Source organism: Paraburkholderia sp. DHOC27, assembly GCF_003429005.1.
Taxonomy (GTDB): domain Bacteria; phylum Pseudomonadota; class Gammaproteobacteria; order Burkholderiales; family Burkholderiaceae; genus Paraburkholderia.
In genome coordinates, this window is record NZ_QVQV01000009.1 from 121,525 (window position 1) to 137,641 (window position 16,117).

Annotated in this window: 13 protein-coding genes; 6 read left to right on the top strand and 7 right to left on the bottom strand. The window is 65.2% G+C overall.

All coding sequences use genetic code 11. From position 1 onward, the window contains the following. Positions 1-38 precede the first annotated feature (38 nt). The 3 genes from D0B32_RS26475 to D0B32_RS32665 form a co-directional block, all read right to left on the bottom strand. Positions 39-383: a DUF1488 domain-containing protein gene (locus D0B32_RS26475; RefSeq protein WP_117337473.1), complete on the bottom strand. Its 345-nt coding sequence runs from the start codon at positions 381-383 to the stop codon at positions 39-41. A gap of 210 nt (positions 384-593) precedes the next feature. After that, positions 594-1,172 (bottom strand): type 1 glutamine amidotransferase domain-containing protein, encoded by a 579-nt coding sequence (locus D0B32_RS26480; protein ID WP_117337285.1) that lies wholly within the window; start codon positions 1,170-1,172, stop codon positions 594-596. Positions 1,173-1,427: 255 nt separating this feature from the next. Beyond that, entirely contained in the window at positions 1,428-1,805 is a 378-nt protein-coding gene (locus tag D0B32_RS32665) for a chemotaxis protein (RefSeq protein ID WP_181969913.1), read from the bottom strand. A 294-nt stretch (positions 1,806-2,099) separates the two neighbouring features. On the opposite strand from D0B32_RS32665, the gene D0B32_RS26485 reads away from it, so the two are divergent. After that, positions 2,100-3,461 carry a DNA topoisomerase IB gene (locus D0B32_RS26485; RefSeq protein ID WP_117337286.1) on the top strand — a complete coding sequence of 454 codons (1,362 nt, stop codon included), beginning with the start codon at positions 2,100-2,102 and terminating at the stop codon, positions 3,459-3,461. 253 nt (positions 3,462-3,714) lie between these two features. Further along, entirely contained in the window at positions 3,715-4,389 is a 675-nt protein-coding gene (locus D0B32_RS26490; RefSeq protein ID WP_117337287.1) for an HAD family hydrolase, read from the top strand. 68 nt (positions 4,390-4,457) lie between these two features. Here the strand turns inward: D0B32_RS26490 and D0B32_RS26495 are convergent, their stop codons facing one another. Further along, positions 4,458-5,009: a hypothetical protein gene (locus tag D0B32_RS26495; RefSeq protein WP_117337288.1), complete on the bottom strand. Its 552-nt coding sequence runs from the start codon at positions 5,007-5,009 to the stop codon at positions 4,458-4,460. Between the two features lie 474 nt (positions 5,010-5,483). Between D0B32_RS26495 and D0B32_RS26500 the strand changes: the two genes are divergently transcribed. The 3 genes from D0B32_RS26500 (at position 5,484) to D0B32_RS26510 (ending at position 7,234) form a co-directional block, all read left to right on the top strand. Then, a complete protein-coding gene (locus D0B32_RS26500) occupies positions 5,484-6,026 on the top strand; it encodes a PRC-barrel domain-containing protein (RefSeq protein WP_117337474.1) in 543 nt (180 codons plus the stop codon). A gap of 66 nt (positions 6,027-6,092) precedes the next feature. Then, positions 6,093-6,545, top strand: coding sequence for a DUF3175 domain-containing protein (locus D0B32_RS26505; RefSeq protein ID WP_117337289.1), 453 nt, complete (start codon positions 6,093-6,095; stop codon positions 6,543-6,545). Between the two features lie 95 nt (positions 6,546-6,640). After that, the gene (locus tag D0B32_RS26510) at positions 6,641-7,234 is read left to right on the top strand and encodes an aromatic acid exporter family protein (protein WP_117337290.1); all 594 of its coding nucleotides are present in this window, start codon (positions 6,641-6,643) and stop codon (positions 7,232-7,234) included. Positions 7,235-7,291: 57 nt separating this feature from the next. Here D0B32_RS26510 and D0B32_RS26515 read toward each other — a convergent pair whose 3' ends face one another. Beyond that, positions 7,292-8,335, bottom strand: coding sequence for an aldo/keto reductase (locus D0B32_RS26515; protein WP_117337291.1), 1,044 nt, complete (start codon positions 8,333-8,335; stop codon positions 7,292-7,294). 334 nt (positions 8,336-8,669) lie between these two features. On the opposite strand from D0B32_RS26515, the gene D0B32_RS26520 reads away from it, so the two are divergent. Continuing rightward, positions 8,670-13,277, top strand: coding sequence for a DEAD/DEAH box helicase (locus D0B32_RS26520; protein ID WP_259295160.1), 4,608 nt, complete (start codon positions 8,670-8,672; stop codon positions 13,275-13,277). 9 nt (positions 13,278-13,286) lie between these two features. On the opposite strand, the gene D0B32_RS26525 is transcribed toward D0B32_RS26520, so the two are convergent. Together D0B32_RS26525 and D0B32_RS26530 are read right to left on the bottom strand one after the other, a co-directional pair. Continuing rightward, entirely contained in the window at positions 13,287-14,411 is a 1,125-nt protein-coding gene (locus tag D0B32_RS26525) for a malate/lactate/ureidoglycolate dehydrogenase (protein WP_117337293.1), read from the bottom strand. Positions 14,412-14,464: 53 nt separating this feature from the next. Further along, on the bottom strand, positions 14,465-15,928 hold the full coding sequence (locus tag D0B32_RS26530; protein WP_117337294.1) for a M20 family metallopeptidase: 1,464 nt from the start codon (positions 15,926-15,928) through the stop codon (positions 14,465-14,467). Positions 15,929-16,117: the final 189 nt, after the last annotated feature.

Here is a 16,117-nt window from a genome sequence, read left to right on the forward strand (position 1 = left end):
GCCCTGCGCAAGCGTAATAACGGTGACGACGATGCGCGTCAGGCAGCATGTCCATGACCTGCATCGAGGTCTTCGATGCGAAACAGTCCGCTATGCAGCACGACGCTCTCGCCATCGTTCTGGTCGAGCGCCTCCGCGCACACCGAACGGATGCGCAGGCGGCCGCGCTGGAATGCGGCCAGCAAGGCATCTTCCAGCGCGGATGGCGCGCCGAAGTGATCTTCGAGTGCCTCGGCAGTGATCGCACAGATCACCGGCTCACCGTCCACGGTTGCCGTGAATTGCACGCTCAGACTCGAGCCGTCAAAGCCGGGCGTTTCGTCAGGAAAAGTAATGCGCATGGTGGCGTCCTCATAGGCCGGCCGCAAAAGAATCGCGTTCATGTGTTGCTCTGCTCGCAGAAGACTCCGCTCGGGGACGACGCATGCCGGTGCCTGTGCGACCTGCACGGCGCTCTCGTACGCGCGCTGCGTCAAACCCGCGTCGCGCACAGCGCTTTCGTACGCGCCTGCCTGCATACGCGTCGCAGCAGCCGTCTCTTGTAGGGAATACCGGAATCTCATGCACTTTCTCCCTGGGTTAGCGCTCTTGCACTATGCCTGGCTTCGCGTCTGGCTTCGTGTTTGGCTTCGCGTTCGGCTTAGTTGTGCGATCAACGTTCGGTTGAAGGCGGGCAGGTCATCGGGTTTGCGGCTGGTGATGAAGTTGTCGTCCTCGACCACCTCCTGATCCACCCACGTCCCGCCTGCATTGCGAATGTCATCCTGCAGGCTTGGCCAGCTCGTGATCGTGCGACCCTTGATGATGCCGGCCGACACCGGCAACCATGCGCCGTGACAGATGACGGCGATCGGCTTGTGAGCGTCGTTGGCCGCCTTTACGAACGCCTGCGCCTGCGGCAGCGTGCGGATCGCGTCGCCGTTCACCACACCGCCCGGCAGTACGACCGCGTCGTACTCTGCGGCGGTGGCCTTATCGAACGTCACATCCACATCCACCGCATCGCCTTTGTCCACATGCCGGAAGCCCTGAATCTTGCCGCCCTTGGCGGAAATCACGTGCACCGTGGCGCCCGCTTCGACGAGCGCGCGTTTCGGATCGTCGAGCTCTGCCTGCTCGAAACCATCGAGCGCGAGGACCGCAACCTTGCAGCCTTGAAGTGCTTTGTCCATGTTCGTTTCTCCATCGCGCGGAGCTGGGGGCAATGGGCCACGCTTCACTTGCTGGCCGCTGTTGCACTGCAGTTCCGCTTCGTCAATGTGTCGTGATGCGCTCAGCAATTGGCTCTTGATTGGCTAATTCAGTTAGCCGAATGCGGCGCCAGTTGCTGCACCGGTTGCTGCATCAGGGGTAAAGGGGCAAAGGCCCGCTGCATCGTTCAAAACCCGCTCAAAAGCATTAGCAGCAAAACCTATGCCCAACGTGCATCAAGCCTCGCCCGGGTCGAGCGTTTCGTCCATCTCGTCGGCGTCGGTGGTGCCGTCCGGTTCATCGGGGACGAGCAGATCGTCGACCCGGTCCGGTTCGATGTCGGCGTTAGGCGCGAGCGTGCCGTCGCCATCGGCCGCAGCGCGCTCCCCGGTGCCGTAGCGATCTGTATCGCTGCCGAGTTCGGTGTCGCCTGTTTCGAGCGCGTGGTTGTCCAGTTCAGAATCGACATCGAATGCATGACGCTTCGCGCCCGCCACGTCGCTGCCGCTGTCCGAGGAATCGCTCGGCCCCAGCGCACCCGTGGTGCTGCCGGTCTCGTGGATCTGCTGTGTTTCGCTCTGCGGTTCGTCATCGGGATTCAAGGTGCTGCTCATTGCAACCTCCGTGGTGTGCGTGTCAGTCCAGTCGTCGTGACCAGGCGTCGCCTGCGAACGTGGACATTCATCGTTCATCGGGAGAGTTCGCAAGGACCGTTCCGCGCAATGCGACGACACCACGGCGACACCACGGCGACACCGTTCGACCCCACGGGCACCGCCCTTGCTTTGAGCTAGACGTCAGCGACCGCCGTGATCCGGCGTTTGCGGCACTAGGCAGGCGTTTCATGCTTTGCATGCGCCTGACACGCCGCCTAACCCGCAGCGATTACCGGCAAAACAGGCACAACCATGAATACACCGTCCCGTTCCGCTCAACGCTCGTCCGATGCCGCCGCCGCGGCCACCGACGCCGCCATCGTCCACGCCGTGATGCCCACCGGCCTGCGCCATGCGGACGACACGCGCCCCGGCTATAGCCGCAAACAGCTCAAGGACGGCTTCGCCTATTTCGACGTGAACGGCAAACGGATCGACGACGCGGATGAAATCGCCCGCATCAATGCGCTGGCCATTCCCCCTGCGTACGCCGACGTGTGGATCTGCCCCGACCCGCGCGGCCACCTGCAGGCCACGGGGCGCGATGCGCGCGGGCGCAAGCAATACCGCTATCACCCGCGCTGGCGTGAAACGCGTGACGCGGACAAATATGAGCGGCTCGCCGCGTTCGGCCGGGCACTGCCCAGAATCCGCGCGCGCGTGGCGCGTGATCTGAAACTCGACGGCATGCCTTGCGACAAGGTCGTGGCGGCAATCGTGCAGTTGCTGGATTCCACCTTGATACGGGTCGGCAGCGCGGAATACGCGCGTGACAATCAATCGTATGGGCTGACGACGCTGCGCAAGAAGCACCTGAAAATCAAGGCCGGTCAACTGCGCTTCCAGTTTCGCGGCAAGAGCGGCATCGAACACGACGTGAGCATCGACAACCCGCGCGTCAAACGGATCGTGCGACGCTGCGCCGAATTGCCGGGCCACGATCTGTTTCAATACATCGACGACGATGGCACGCGTCACACGGTCGGCTCGGCGGACATCAACGACTACCTGAAGCGCGCGAGCGACGCCGACTTCACCGCCAAGGACTACCGCACGTGGGCCGGCAGTGTCTACGCCTTTGCCGCCTTGCGCCGGTTGCTCTGCACGAGCGCGGCGGAAGCGCGGCGCCATCTGGTGGCAACCGTCAAGGAAGTGGCCTCGCTACTGCGTAATACGCCCGCGGTGTGTCGCAAGTGCTACATCCACCCCGTCGTCATCGCGGCATTCGAAGCCGACGAGCTGCAAGGCATCGGCGCCTGCCGTCCGCGTCGCGGCCTGCGGGTCGACGAAACAGCGTTCGCGACATTGCTTACGCGCACCGCCGCACGCGCCACTAAACAGGCCGCGCGGCAGACAGTGAAACGTGCGGCGAATGCCGCACAGGGCGTACGCGGCAAGCATTTGCGCGCGGTCGCCGAAGCGGGCGTCAAGGCATCTAATGGTTGCGATGCCATCGCGGCGGCCGCCGAAAAAGATCTCACAGCACTCCTGAAGAAATCACGCGCGGTGCGCAAGAACGCTTCCGGCAAGGGCACGGCGAACAAACGGCCTGCGCGCGGCGCGCAGGCGCCGGCCGCCTCCTCACGTGGTGCGGTACGACCCGCTTCCACCTGACTCCGACAGTCGACGTGCATTTGGACTGAATTCGAGCTGATTAACGAGCCCGCTTGAGCGGTTCACGTCGCTCCGTCATCAAAGCATGCGGGTGGCAGGCGCAGCATGAACGGGGCCGCTCGTGCTGCTCGTGCTACATGAACGGCACAGCATCACCATCGCCGCATGCCCACAGCCGCACTCAGGCGATTTACCATAGCGGGTAAGTTGCCCACACGCCTACCACTCATGCCCTGCTCCGGAGAGCCCCATCATGCGCATTGAAACCGCTTTTCTGTTCGACCTCGACGGCACCCTGGTCGACAGCGTTTATCAACACGTGCTTGCGTGGAAGCAGGCGCTGGATCAGGAAGGCATCGAGTTATCGGTGTGGCGCATCCACCGCAAGATCGGCATGAGCGGCGGGCTGTTCACCAATCAACTGCTGCGCGAGACCCACAGCGAGATGAGCGCCGAGCGTATCGAGCGGCTGCGGCAGGCGCACGCCGAGGCGTATCAGCGGTTGGGCAGTCAGGTCCGGCCGCTGCCCGGCGCGCGCGAACTGTTGCTGGCGCTTTCCAAGAGCGGCACGCGTTGGGCCATTGCGACGAGCGGCCGAATGGAAACCGCCGCGGTCAATCTGAAGGCGCTCGGTGTCGATCCGAACCGGACCGTGGTCGTGACACGCGACGACGTCAAGTACGCAAAGCCCGATCCGGATCTGTTCATCGCGGCGGCGGACCGCCTTGGCGTGCCGATCGATCACAGTGTGGTGGTGGGCGACAGCATCTGGGACATGCTCGCGGCACGCCGCTGCCGGGCGTTGGGGGTCGGGGTGCTGTCCGGCGGCTACGGCTCGGATGAACTGGAGCGCGCCGGCGCACTACGCGTCTATGAAGACCCGGCTGATCTGTTGCTGCATCTGGACGAGGTGGCCGCCCGGCCATAAACCGTATTCAGGCAACAGGGTCACGCGGGCAGGCTCTGCTTCGGTTTTGAAACCGGCCTTGACGCGTGCTACCGCAGCCCGCACGGCGCGATCAACAGCATGGCGACATCCGTGGCCAGCAGTCCGAGCACGAACATCGTGCCGGACAGCGCACTCACGCGCGACAGGAACCAGTCGCGCTCGGCCCGCGTGCCTTTCAGCGCAGCGGGAAAGCGCCATGAAATCTGCGCCGTGCGCCACAGATTGCGCCACGCGAGCGCCGCGCCCGCAACCGCAAACACGAGGCAAACCAGGCTCGCCACGCCGAGGCCAAGCGGCGTCCAGGGCATGCTGCGCGCGAGGAACATGGGACCGGCGGCGTGGCATCCCCGCTCGAGGACGAGTTCCGCCATTGCCACCTGCGCGAGCCAGGCGAGCGGCGCGACCAGCAGCGCGAACAGGGTCCGTGGTGCGCTGATCGTCGCGCTGGTAGTGTTGGTAGTGTTGGTCGTGCCGCTGGAAGGTGTGTCTCGCGCAGTGCGGCGGTCGCGCGCATTCTGGATGAGCTGCGGTTGATGAACGGTGCGATGGTCTGGGCCATGCCGCGAAGGGGCGCGAGGGTGGTATCGGTCCGCGGTCATGCTTGATCCGGTGGAATCATGCGAAAGCTCTGTCGTGCAAATACGTGCAAATGCCCTTTGATACGAAAGCGCCCGGGCGGACGAATCCGTTCAGACGTGCAAACCGACCCGCTCAGTCCTCGATGTCGGACCTGGTGTCGGGTCTTCTTGCATTGCAGTGCAGCAAGATTCGGGCCGATTCGGGCCGTCTTTGCGGTCGGCGGCCTCCGCACATGATGAGCGGCACCCTGTCAGCCTTATGGAGCAAGGCGCGGCAGTACGCCTCGACGCTCACCGTCGCGCTTCCAGACGCTCGCTTTGGCGTCTTCGGCCTCGAATAATTCGCGCTGGCCCACCTGCAATAGCTGCAATCCGCGCAAGAATTGCAATGCTCCCGGCAGCGCTTACCGGCCGGTTTTCACGCTCAGTTTTCACACACACCAGGAACATGCGTTGCTGAATTCGGGGTATCTCAACCTTCGACTGGAGCACATCATGCCCCTGCTCAACCAGACACCCGGCGCACATGATGAGGTGGGCGCGAAAATCGTTGGCGCAGGCGGCGCGAGTGGAACGGGCTCGGGCCCGGGCCCTGAAGTGATGGCCGCGAGCACGCTCGGCGGCGACAAGGTACTCAGCACGGAAGGCGACGACATCGGCAAGATCAAGGACATCATGCTCGACGTGCGCTCTGGGCGGATCGCCTACGCGGTGCTGTCGAGCGGCGGCTTTCTCGGCATCGGCGACAAGCTGCTGGCCATTCCCTGGCACGCGCTGACGCTCGACACCGCCCGCCAATGTTTTCGCGTCGCGATGTCCTCGGAAAGCATCCGTAACGCACCCGGTTTCGACAAGGATCACTGGCCCTCGATGGCCGACGAAACCTGGGCTACCTCGATTCATCAGTTCTACGGTCGTGAACCGTACTGGAATCGTAATTCGGACCCCGTAGCAATTCGCGAGCGCAACGACCTCGGCGTCGAGCCGATTGCGCCAGGCAGCTCCGATGCACCCGAAGCCGGCGGCGTGAAGTTGTGATAACTGCTTTTGGACCTTTTGACAAGGCACGCAGGACGGTCCACGCTCACGTCGACGAGGCACATCATGGTTAGCAGGAAATCGAAGCAATCCGCGAAACGACCAGCGAAGCATCCCGCCGCTCGCGCACGTTCGGGCCGGCCACCCCGCCAGCGACATGCTCAGGCGCACGCGCACCGGCGCGCGAAATCAGCAGGCGGTTCCACGTCGCAACGGTCACAGCAGTCACAGCAGTCGCGGCATGGCTCGGAAAAGTGGTCCCATCAGGTCATGGAGACCAGCGATGCGATGGACCTCGAAGCGGATATCTTCAAGACGGGCAGCGCCCATGCCATCGCGGAGTCGTTGAAGCGCTCGTCGACGCACAGCCGTCGCCGTAAAGGCACGCCGTTTCAGTCGGCGATGTCGATGCTGAACTTCTACATCAATCGTGCGGGCAAAAATCTGCCCAGGACACGCAAGGCTACGCTGGAAAAGGCCAAACGCGAGTTGCGCATTGCGTTTGGCCGCGCGCCTTGAGCGCTGCAAACGCGGAGTGACGAAGACACTTCGAGCGGACCTGGCCGCATGGAATAATGGACTCCTGTTCGAGCAACTCGAGGCGAGTCCATTCAATGCCGTCATCCCGTGAACACCGGCGCGCCGCGCAGATCAGTGCCGCCAATTCGCTGTTTGCGTTTCTGAAAGCCATCCCCCTGCCGGACCGGCTGATCGAAGGCTGCATCATGGCTTTTCAGGCGGTGGTGGGCGCAAGTGCCGCGTACTGGATCGCGACGATGCTCAACGCCGAACAGCCGTTCTGGGCCGCCATCACCGCCATTGCCGTTTCGCAGCACAGCTATGTGGATACTCGCAAGCTGTCGCGCGACCAGTTCATTGGCGCGATGGTCGGCGGCGTCTGTGGGCTGGCTGGCGCGGTATTGGGCGGCGATCATTTTGTCGCTTACTGCGTGACGGTGGCCGCCGCGATCATTCTCTGCTGGGCGTGGAATATCGGCAGCGCGGCGCGGCTGGGCGGCATCACGGCCACCATCATGCTGCTGGTGCCGCGGGTCGGGCCGCCCTGGCAAGTGGCGCTGTTGCGGCTCGGCGAGGTGACGCTCGGCACGGTCTGCGCGATGCTGGTGTGCTGGATCATCGGTTGGACCGAGCGTCGCTGGTTCAAACGCGCCGAAGCGGACGAAGCGGCAGAGCGAACCGCGCCCTAAGTGCTTCCAGAGCGTGTGAGACGTCTGGCTGCCGCGGCGCAAACCCCCACACCCCCCTCACCCGCGGCTCGCCTTGATCTGATCGCGACGAATCTCGCCCTGGCGCTCCAGCATCCAGCCCGGATACTCGGACGGCAACGCGCTCACCGCATCGAGCTTCGACAGTTCGTCGGCATTCAGTTCGACCTGTGTCGCGGCGATGTTGTCGTCCAGTTGCTCGACCTTCTTCGCGCCGACGATCACCGACATCACCGAGCGCTGATGCAGCAGCCAAGCGAGCGCGACCTGCGCCACCGAAACTTTCTTCGTTTCAGCGATACCGCGCATCACGTCGATGCAGTCGTAAGCACGCTCCTTGTTCACCGGCGGAAAATCGAAGGTCGTGCGGCGGCTGCCCTGCTCGCCTTTCTGTTCGCGGCCGTACTTACCGCTCAGCAAGCCGCCCGCGAGCGGGCTCCAGACCATCAGACCGAGTCCTTCGGCGACGAGCATCGGGCCGAGTTCGCGTTCCAGATCGCGGCCCGCGATCGTGTAATACGCCTGCAGCGTTTCGAAGCGCGCGAGCCCATGACGTTCCGCGATACCCAGCGCCTTGACGATCTGCCACGCCGCCCAGTTCGAGACGCCGACGTAGCGCACGTGACCGTGCTGCACGAGGGTGTCGAGCGCGCGCACGGTTTCTTCAATCGGCGTGGCCGGATCGAAACCGTGTATCTGGTACAGATCGATGTGATCGAGTTGCAGCCGCGCAAGGCTCGCCTTGATGCCGTCCATGATGTGATAGCGCGAGGCGCCGCGCATGTTCGGCCCCTTGCCGGTCTCGCCGAATACCTTGGTCGCCACCACCACCTTGTCGCGCGGCACCTTGAGGTTTTTCAGCGCCTGGCCGGTGATCTGTTCGGAAATGCCTTGCGAGTACACATCGGCGGTATCGATGAAGTTGATGCCGGCGTCGAGTGCGCGACCCACTAGGCGCTCTGAATCGGCCTGCTGGAGATCGCCGATCTGCCGCCAGATGCCCTCGCCGCCGCCGAATGTCATGGTACCGAGGCAGAGTTCGGAAACAAACAGGCCCGTGCGGCCTAGCTGGTTATAACGCATTGCATGCACTCCATTGACGGGTGGGATTTTGCAGAATAGTGCATGTGCGGCGTTCCGGCTGGCGATATGCAAAATCCCATTCGAGCTGCTTCGCGCATCAGTCAAAACTGAACGCGGTCTGCGGCCATGTCGTCGTAGCACGGTCATTTGTGCCGGAAGCGCCGTGAGCATCGCCAGTGCCGTGCCGTTCTCGTTGCCGCTGCGCTGCGCGCACCCTCGACGGCAGGTTTGGCGCGCGCCGCCGAAACCTGCGAGACTGCTGATTCAACCTGCAACCGGACGGCCGCCCCGCCGCCCTCTGGATATGGCTCGCCGCGCCCCCAACTACGTGAGCATGACTCCCGCCTCGTCCGTACCCTCCGCGAGCGACGTGCTCGACAGCTTTCATCCCGTTGTCGCCGCCTGGTTCCGCAACGCGTTTCCCGCGCCGACGGATGCGCAGTTGGCCGCGTGGCCGGCGATCCGCAGCGGCCGCTCGACGCTGGTCGCGGCGCCGACCGGCTCCGGCAAGACCTTGACGGCCTTCCTCTCGGCGCTGGACGAACTGGTCCAGCAGGGCCTCGCCAACGGCGGCGCGCTGCCGGACGAAACCCTGGTGGTGTACGTCTCGCCGCTCAAGGCGCTCTCCAACGACATTCGTCTGAACCTGCAACGGCCGCTGGAGGGCATCGCCGCCGAGCTGGCGCAGCGCGGCCTGCCGCCGCTCGCGATCCGCACCGCCGTGCGCACCGGCGACACCACGCAGCAGGAGCGCACCGCGCTGCGCAAACGCGCGCCGCACATTCTCGTGACCACGCCCGAGTCGCTCTACGTGCTGCTCGGCTCGGAGTCGGGCCGGCGCATGCTGTCGACCACGCGCACGGTGATCGTCGATGAAATTCACGCGCTGGCCGGCAGCAAACGCGGCAGCCATCTCGCGCTCAGTCTGGAACGGCTCGACGCGCTGTGTGGCCGGCGCCTGCCGCGCATCGGCCTGTCGGCGACGCAAAAGCCGATCGGCGCAGTGGCGCGCTTTCTGGTAGGCGGCGCAAGCGTGACGAGCGAGACGCCGGCGGATTGCGCGATCGTCGACGTCGGCCACGTCCGTGAGCGCGATCTCGCGCTGGAGATTCCGCCGGTACCGCTCGAAGCGGTGTTGCCCAACGAAGTGTGGGAGCTGGTCTACAACCGTCTCGCCGAGCTGATCGCGCAACATCGCACCACGCTGATTTTCGTCAACACGCGCCGCATGGCCGAGCGCGCCGCGCGTCATCTGACTGAACGGCTCGGTCGGGACGTGGTGGCCGCGCATCATGGCAGTCTCGCCAAGGAGCATCGTCTCGATGCCGAGCAGCGGCTCAAGCGTGGCGAGCTGCGCGTGCTGGTGGCAACGGCGTCGCTGGAACTGGGCATTGATATCGGCGATGTCGAGCTTGTCTGCCAGATGGGTTCGCCGCGCGCCATCGCGCCGTTTTTGCAGCGCGTGGGCCGCTCGGGGCATCACGTGGGCGGCATGCCGAAGGGGCGGCTGTTTCCTGCTTCGCGCGACGACCTGATCGAATGCGCGGCGCTGCTCGATTGCGTGAGGCGCGGCGAACTCGACGCGCTGCGCATTCCGCGCGCTCCGCTCGACGTGCTCGCGCAACAGATCGTGGCCGAGGTGTCGAGCACGGAATGGAGCGAGGACGCGCTGTTCGACATGCTGCGGCACGCCGCACCCTACGCGGAGCTGTCGCGCGAGCAATACGATGCGGTGCTGCGGATGCTCGCCGAGGGTTATACGGGCCGCCAGGGTCCGCGTGCCGCGTATCTGCATCGCGACGCCGTGAGTGGCACGCTGCGCGGACGGCGCGGCGGCAAACTGTCGGCCGTGACCTCGGGCGGCACGATCCCCGAAAACTCGGACTACACGGTCGTTCTCGAGCCGCAGGCGGTGAATATCGGCACCGTCAACGAAGATTTCGCGGTCGAGAGTCTGGCGGGTGACGTGTTCCAGCTCGGCAATGCGTCGTACCGGATTCTGCGGGTGGAAAGCGGCCGCGTGCGGGTGGAGGACGCGCAGGGACAGCCGCCGAATATCCCGTTCTGGCTCGGCGAAGCGCCGGGACGCAGCGACGAGTTGTCGTTCGGCGTGGCGCGCTTGCGCGCGAAGATCGACGAGTTGCTGGACGATGACGGCCTTCGAGGCGACGCTGAGGTGGTTACGCCGCCTGCCGGGCCTGGCGTGAAACGCGCGACGCGTCGGGGGCGGCGCCTGGCGGTGGTGGAGGCGTCGAACGTGGCATTGGCCTCGGCGTCTGCTGCAACGGCTCAGACTGCTCTGGTCGCGCCACCCACGAGCGCGCAAGATTCCGCCCTTCCCGTTGCGATGACCGCCGCCCCCGGCATTGAACGCGCGATCGACTGGCTATGCGGCACGCTCGGGCTGAGCGAAGCCGCCGCGCGCCAGATCGTCGATTATCTCGCGCGCGCCCGTGCTGCGCTGACGGCCCTGCCCACTCAGGACACGCTCGTCATGGAGCGTTTCTTCGACGAGTCCGGCGGCACGCAACTGGTCATTCATGCGCCGTTCGGCAGCCGTGTCAATCGCGCATGGGGCCTGGCGCTGCGCAAACGCTTTTGCCGCACCTTCAATTTCGAACTGCAAGCCGCCGCAACGGAAGACGCCATCATCCTCTCGCTGACCGGCGCCCACAGCTTCGTGCTGGATGAAGTGTGGCGTTATCTACATTCGAATACCGCCGAACACATCCTGATTCAAGCGCTGCTCGACGCGCCGCTCTTCGGTGTGCGCTGGCGCTGGAACGCCACGACCTCGCTCGCGCTGCCGCGTTACAGCGGCGGGCGCAAAACCGCGCCGCAATTGCAGCGCATGCGCAGCGAGGATCTGCTGACGGCGGTGTTTCCGGATCAGGCGGCGTGTCTGGAGAATATTGTCGGCGAGCGCGAACTGCCGAGTCACCCGCTCGTCGATCAGACCGTGGACGACTGTCTGCACGACGCAATGGATGCCGAAGGCTGGCTGCACCTGCTGCGGCGCATCGAGCAGGACGAGGTGCGGCTGATCACGCGCGAGCTGCCGGCCCCCTCGCCGCTGGCAGCGGAAATTCTCACCGCAAAGCCGTATGCGTATCTGGACGACGCGCCGATCGAAGAACGCCGCACTCAGGCCGTGTTGAACCGGCGCTGGTCCGATCCGGCTTCGGCGGACGACCTCGGTGCGCTGGATGCGAATGCCATCGACGGCGTGCGCGAAGAGGCGTGGCCGCAGCCGCGTAGCAGCGATGAAATGCACGAAGCGCTCACGGGTCTGGCCTGCATCAGCACGAGCGAAGCGCAGCAAAACGCCGGCTGGCCCGCATGGCTCGCGGGCCTGGCGCAATCTGGCCGGGCCACGCTGATGCACGTGAGCCCCGAGGTTTCGCTGTGGCTCGCAGCGGAGCGTCTGACGACGCTGCGCGCGCTCTATCCGGACGCTCGCATCGAGCCGCCAATCCAGCCGCCCAAGGGCTTTGCGGATACATGGAGCGCTGACGAAGCGCTAGTCGACGTGCTGCGGGCGCGCTTGACCGGCTTCGGCCCGCTGCCCGTCGCGGAGATTGCCGGCGCGTTGGCCTTGCCTGTCGCGCCGGTCGAGCAGGCGCTCATCACGCTCGAAGCCGAGGGCTATGTGATGCGCGGCCGCTTCACGCCGGGCGTGAGCGTGGAGGAATGGTGCGAACGGCATTTGCTGGCGCGGATTCACCGCTACACGATGCGCCGGTTGCGCCGCGAGATCGAGCCGGTGGAACGGCACGACTACATGCGCTTTCTGTTCCAGTGGCAGCATCTGACGCCCGATACACGCGGCGAAGGACGCGAAGCGCTCGCGGCCGTGCTCGAACAACTCGCGGGCTTCGAGGCTGCCGCCAGCGCATGGGAAGAAGACATTCTGCCGGGCCGCCTCAAGGACTACTCGGGCACTTCACTGGATGAACTGTGCCGCTCCGGCAAGCTCGTCTGGACGCGCCTGACCGAACGCTCGCGTGCTGCCGCCGCGCCCGTACGCAGTACGCCCATCGTCTTGCTGCCCAGACGCGACATCGCATCGTGGAGCGCGCTGATCGAGCAACCACAAGACCTGCAACTGTCACCGCGTGCGCAAGCCGTCTACGATGCGCTGACGCAGCACGGCGCGATGTTCTTCGACGAACTGCTCGCGGACCTGCGGGTGCTGCGCATCGAACTGGAGAACGCGCTGGGCGAACTGGTGGCCGCCGGGCTGGTGAACTCGGACAGCTTTGCGGGGCTGCGTGCGTTGCTCAAGCCGGTCGCGCGGCGCAGCGCACATCATGCGAGCCGGCGCGGCGCGCGTGCCGGGGCGCTGATCGGCGGCATGGACGATGCGGGACGCTGGGCGCTGGTGCGGCGCCGTACCGCTTTGGTGGATAACGCGTCCGCGGCAGGTGATGAGATCGCGGCGAGGACCGCACCGCCGCGCGCCAGCGGACGCCCCACGCCGCTCGCCCCCGAGGTGCTCGAACAACTGGCGCTAGCGTTGCTGCGCCGTTATGGCGTGGTGTTCTGGCGTGTGCTGGAACGCGAGGCGCAATGGCTGCCGCCGTGGCGTGATCTGCTGCGGGTCCTGCAACGGCTGGAGGCGCGCGGTCTGGTGCGCGGCGGACGGTTTATCAATGGCCTCGCGGGCGAACAGTTCGCGCTGCCCGAAGCGATTCCCGTGCTGCGTGAAGTGCGCCGTCATGCGAATGACGGGGCGTTGGTGTGCGTGGCCGCCACCGACCCGCTGAATCTGGTCGGCACGCTGCTGCCCGGCGACAAGGTGCCGGCGGTGGCCGGCAACCGCGTGCTGTTCCGCGACGGCGTCGCCGTGGCGACACTCGTGGCGGGTGAGTTCAACTATCTGATTGACGCGGACGGCGCCACGAAAGACACACTGCGTATGCGGCTCGCGCACCGCTATTGATCGGTGTGCCTAGCGGGAACTGCCTTGCCAGCGCCGCACCTGCTCCTCTGGCATGCCCACCGCTCGCGCCGCGTCAGCAATCTGCTGCCAGGTGTTTGGGTCGACCGGCACGCCGTGCGCCTCGCGTTCCGCGCGCGTAGCCCGCTCGGGCTCGCCAGGCTCCTGGATGTGCGCAGTTCCTTCGGCCAGCGGCGAGGCCTTCACCCAGTCGACGAAGGCCTGTGCTTCGGCCTCGGCGTTGGGTGCATCGAAGGCAGCCGGGTTGATGATGACCGACAGCATGCAATTGATGATGGCGTTGTTGGTGCCCAATGTGTCCGCATGGGTGGTAAAGCCGCCGGAGAGCGCGCCGCCGAAAATTTCGCACATGGTTGCGAGACCAAAACCCTTGTGTCCACCGAATGGCAGCAAGGAGCCGTTGGGCGGTTCCACCATGTCTTTCGGTTCGATGGTCGGCTGACCCGCGTGATCGATCAGCGCACCCGGCGGAACCTGCTTGCCCTGGTTATACGCCACCCGTACCTTGCCGAACGCCACCGCGCTCGTGGCGAAGTCGAGCACCAGCGGCGCTTTGCCGGCCCGCGGATAAGCCGCGCAAAACGGATTGGTGCCGATACGGCGATCGATACCGCCAAACGGCGCGACCAGCGGATCGCCCGCCACATTGACGAAGTGAAACGAGACGAGGCCCGCCCGCGCACATTGCTCGGCCCAATGTCCGATACGCCCAATGTGATGGGCGCCGCGCAACCCCACCGCGCAAATGCCGAGTTGCTGCGCGCGTTCGATGCCCCGCTGCATGGCCTCGTACGCCACCACCTGACCAAAGCCCTTGTTGCCTTCGATGGTCAACACCGCCCCCGCATCGCGCACCACCTCTGCATGCAGGTTCAGCTTGAGCTCGTTGTCGCGCAGCGAGCCGACGTAACGCGGAATCATGCCGACGCCGTGCGAATCGTGCCCCGTCAGATTGGCAGCCAGCAGATGATCGGCGACCAGTTGCGCCTCACGCGGCGCACTGCCCGCCTGTTCCCAGATGGCGCGCACGTAGGCATGCAGAGCGTCGGCGGGGATCCGCAGGGGCGCGCCTTGAGCGACGCGCTGGCCAGCGGGGATCACGTGGATATCGGTCATCGATGCGCGCACCTCGTCATGGGTCCGGGTGGATCAGGGTCGATCGGGGTCGATCAAGGTGCAGCGGCGATCACATCCGCCACTGCGGCCGTCAGCTTTTTGCCGTAAGGCACGTGCAAAAACTCGTTCGGGCCGTGCGCATTCGACTTCGGTCCGAGCACACCGCACACCATGAACTGCGAATGCGGGAAGCCTTCCTTGAGCGTGTTCATCAGCGGGATCGTGCCGCCCTGCCCCATGTACGCGCAGTCCGCGCCGTAATGCTGGCGGGACGCATCGTTCAATGCTGAGGCCAGCCACGGCGCGAGATCCGGCGCGCTCCAGCCGGTGGCGGCGGCCGCTTCCGGCTTGAACGTCACCTTGGCGTTGTAGGGCGGATCGAACTCCAGCAGCGCCTTGAGTTCGTTCACGGCCTTGACCGCATCGACCAGCGGCGGCAGGCGCAGCGACAGCTTGAACGAAGTGCGCGGACGCAGCACATTGCCGGCGTCGGCGATGGACGGCAAGCCCGCCGCGCCCGTCACGGAAAGCGACGGACGCCACGTGGAATTGAGCAGCGCTTCCTTCGGGTCCGTGGTGGTGGGCAACACCTGACGGCCGTCCTGACCGCATGCCCACGGGATTTTCTTCCAGACGTCGTCGCCGAGAATCTTCGCCGTGGCCTCCGCTTCGAGCAACCGATCCGGCGGAATCGGGCAATGGAAGCCCTTGGGCAGCAGGTTGCCGTTCGATGCGTCTTCGAGACGGTCGAACAGTTGCCGCATGATACGGAAGCTCGAGGGCGCAATGCCGCCGTAGCCGCCCGAGTGAATGCCCTCGTCGAGCACGTGGACTTCGAGCTCACCCGCCACCACGCCGCGCAATGACGTGGTCAGCCACAGTTGATCGTAATTGCCCGCGCCCGAATCGAGGCACACCACGAGGCCGACCTTGCCGAGCCGCTCGCGCAACGCATCCACATACGGCAGCAGGTCGTAGCTGCCCGATTCCTCGCAGGTTTCGATCAGGCCCACGCAACGCGGACGCTCCACGCCTTGCGCGTCGAGCGCGGCGAGCGCCGTCAGGCTGGCGTAGATTGCGTAACCGTCGTCCGCGCCGCCACGGCCGTAGAGCTTGTCGTTTTCCAGCTTCGGGGTCCACGGGCCGAGATCGTTCCGCCAGCCGTCGAACTCTGGCTGCTTGTCCAGATGGCCGTAAAGCAGGATGGTTTCGGTGCTGCCCGAGCGCGTGGCCGGGGCTTCGAAAAAGATCACCGGCGTGCGGCCCGCGAGGCGGATCACTTCCAGCTTGAGGCCCTTCACCGGCTGCTGTTCGGCCCACTGCGCCGCGTCCGTCACGACGCGCTCGATGAAGCCGTGCTTGACCCATTCAGGATCGAACGCCGGACTCTTGGCCGGCACCGCGATGTAATCCGTGAGCGCGGGGACGATTTCGTCGTTCCATTTGCGATCGACGAACTCGCGCAGTGTGTCGTGATCGATGGCCTTGGCTTGATGAAGGGTGTCGGCGGAAATCATGGTAGCGGTCCGGAACGGTCGAAACGCACATGATAGCCCTCCCGGCCTTCGGTCTGAAGCCCCCATTCGGCTAAACGAAAGGCCAGGGGCATGGCATACCCACAATCAGACGAGCCGCGCGGCAAAGACCCTCTGAAGCGGGAAAATGTGCAGATTGGCTGCGCGAATCGGGTAATCGCGAGACAATCG